General features: G+C 52.9%; 3 protein-coding genes. All 3 read right to left on the bottom strand.

Annotated elements, in window-relative coordinates:
• Positions 1-129 precede the first annotated feature (129 nt).
• Complete coding sequence (locus ACJROR_RS00560) at positions 130-546, bottom strand: hypothetical protein (protein ID WP_406545398.1); 417 nt, start codon at positions 544-546, stop codon at positions 130-132.
• A 135-nt stretch (positions 547-681) separates the two neighbouring features.
• Positions 682-858, bottom strand: coding sequence for a hypothetical protein (locus ACJROR_RS00555; RefSeq protein ID WP_406545397.1), 177 nt, complete (start codon positions 856-858; stop codon positions 682-684).
• A 71-nt stretch (positions 859-929) separates the two neighbouring features.
• Positions 930-2,243 (bottom strand): hypothetical protein (locus tag ACJROR_RS00550; protein ID WP_406545396.1); only part of this gene is annotated, 1,314 nt, incomplete at its 5' end.

Raw genomic sequence — 2,243 nt, 5'->3', positions numbered from 1 at the left:
AGTCGTAATGCATGGCCCAGACGACATCACGATTAAATTCGAAGTCTTCGATGCTGTCGCATAAATCGTCGTCCTGTATCGGGTTCTTTTCATCCATCAGAAGATCGAGTATGCTCCGGGCATGTATCATCATAGCCCTGGGACTGATATCTTTAAAAAATACTGCACGTCCGGCATGGAAAGCACCTGCATCCCCAGAGTGTCCAGCAGGATGTAAGGGGTGTCAGGCCGGTTGTACAGTCTGAAATTAACCGCATAATCCAGAAAACGGGATTCATAGGATCTCGTGAAGAACAGCATGCCCTCCCGGGTCATGATCTTTTTTGACGGCAGAAAAAATCCCGCCCGGCAGGAGGGCATGGCCTCCAGGAGAGCCGTTATGATGCCGCCCAGCATCCGGGCCCGCGTCCGTCCCGTAAGAGCCGTCCCGAAAATATCGAAGGCCTCGATGCTGTACTTGCAGGAATCCAGAATCTTTTCGGCATTGCGGCACATCCAGGTCTGGGCCAGAATCTTTTCCTTAGGCGGAAAGTCCGGATCTGTCACGGCATTAACGCCGGCGGTAATGGTGAGACAGGGGTGAAGCTCCTCTGCGGGTTTCGCTTTCAGGGCGGGAGCGATAACGTCCTCCAGAAGATCCGGTTCCAGAGGAATGTCCGTCAGGGCGAAGCAGGCACTGCCTTAATCATAGCCCAGATATTCCGTCCTTCCGGCGGCATGTTTTTTAATAAGCCTTTTCAGAAGCTTCCGATCAGGGAGCGGGCACGGCTCTTCAAACAGAAAAATCATGGTAAACATGCGTTCCGGAGCGGTGTCATGTTCGTGAGAATTTTGTGTTACGGCATCATCTTCTATCATCGCTGTTCCTTAATCCTTGTGATTTCCCGGCAATTTCCCGAGATTCGGCTTTTTGCCTCGAGAGAAGGTTTTTAAAGTTCATCATCCATCCAGGAAGAGCCGCGACGGAGGCCGCGCCGCGGAGGAATGAATCCAAAGGAAAACGGCGGCAGAGGCCAGGACATTTTGCGCTTCAGGGATACATAGGTACTAAGATACCTTGACGAACTGGAAAGCGTCTTGCTTTCTGCCTTGTTAAGATAGGCGCTGGCATCCTCCCGGAGGGCTATCTCTCTCTTCCGGCGCTGTCTTCTTACCCGATGGAGGAGGGCCGCATAGGCAAGAAAGCCCGCTAATGCCGGTCCCGTAAGGTAAAGAGACAGGGAGCTTTTGAGCACCCAGAGATTATCCTTGATGATGCAGGTTAACACCAGATAGGCCATGAGGGCCAGAGTTAACCCGGCGGCGATTTTCAGAAAAAGGTAATAGCGTTTATTGGTGACAAAGGTGAAATAGCGGATGGGCAGCATTTCTCCGGTAATTATCGCCAGGAACGGCAGCACCATATACCACATGCTCATGTACTCGTCATAGAACTTGGCCACATCTCCCAGATCCAGCGGAGCCAGATAGAGATCCCGGAGAATCAGGGGCAGGGCGCACACGATGCCGAATATCAGGGAGACGCCCAGGATGCGTTTCCGATCCGTGGGAATGTCTCCGGTAAGGCGTCCGGTTTCCCCGTTCATGGCATAATTATAGGTTTTTCCCTGCCAGGAGGCCTTCATGGTCCATACCGGATAAAGGGCATAGCTGATCTCCGTGCTGCTGACCTCCGCTTCTTCATGGACAACATGAATATTGTCGCAGTTTTCACCGGCGATGAACTTCCGGGAGGAGGCGATAACCCGGGCCTTAACCGCCGGGTAGCTGCCCTTGGCATTGATGTCAAAGATTCTGGCGTCCAGACCGGAAAGATACCCGAAATGAAAGGGCACGCCTTCCTCGGGATGGTAGGGCTCCAGAGACTGGGTTACCGCGGCGGGAATGGCGGCGGATCCGTCCTGGGGCACTCCCTGAAAGGTCAGGGAAGCTGCACCCGTGCAGTCATAGACATTGTGGAAGAAAATGTGCAGGTTTCCGGTAACTTGTTCCGTCTTCATGGTGACGCTGTTTGAAACCCGGGCATCGTAGATCCAGAAGGGAATGTAGCAGGCGTGAATGTTTTCCGGCTTTGCGGTATTGACGAAATCTTCCGGGACAAACAGGCCCTCCTTCAGGATCTTATGAAAGGCCTCCAGAAAAAACTCCCGATCCTTTTTGAAGGGGATCAGAAAATCCGGCTCCGACTGATCCCGGATCTTGTCGGTAAATACGATGGAATTGCCGCAGAAGGGACAGGCGTC

The organism is Succinimonas sp. (assembly GCF_045225735.1).
In the GTDB taxonomy this organism is placed as follows: domain Bacteria; phylum Pseudomonadota; class Gammaproteobacteria; order Enterobacterales; family Succinivibrionaceae; genus Succinimonas.
The sequence above is the reverse complement of the archived record's forward strand: the minus strand, read 5'-3'. Positions and strand labels throughout refer to the sequence as shown.

What these genes read in the sequence shown, in the direction of transcription:
- ACJROR_RS00555 (WP_406545397.1), bottom strand. Translation starts at nt 858, where the DNA reads ATGATAGAAGATGATGCCGTAACACAAAATTCTCACGAACATGACACC.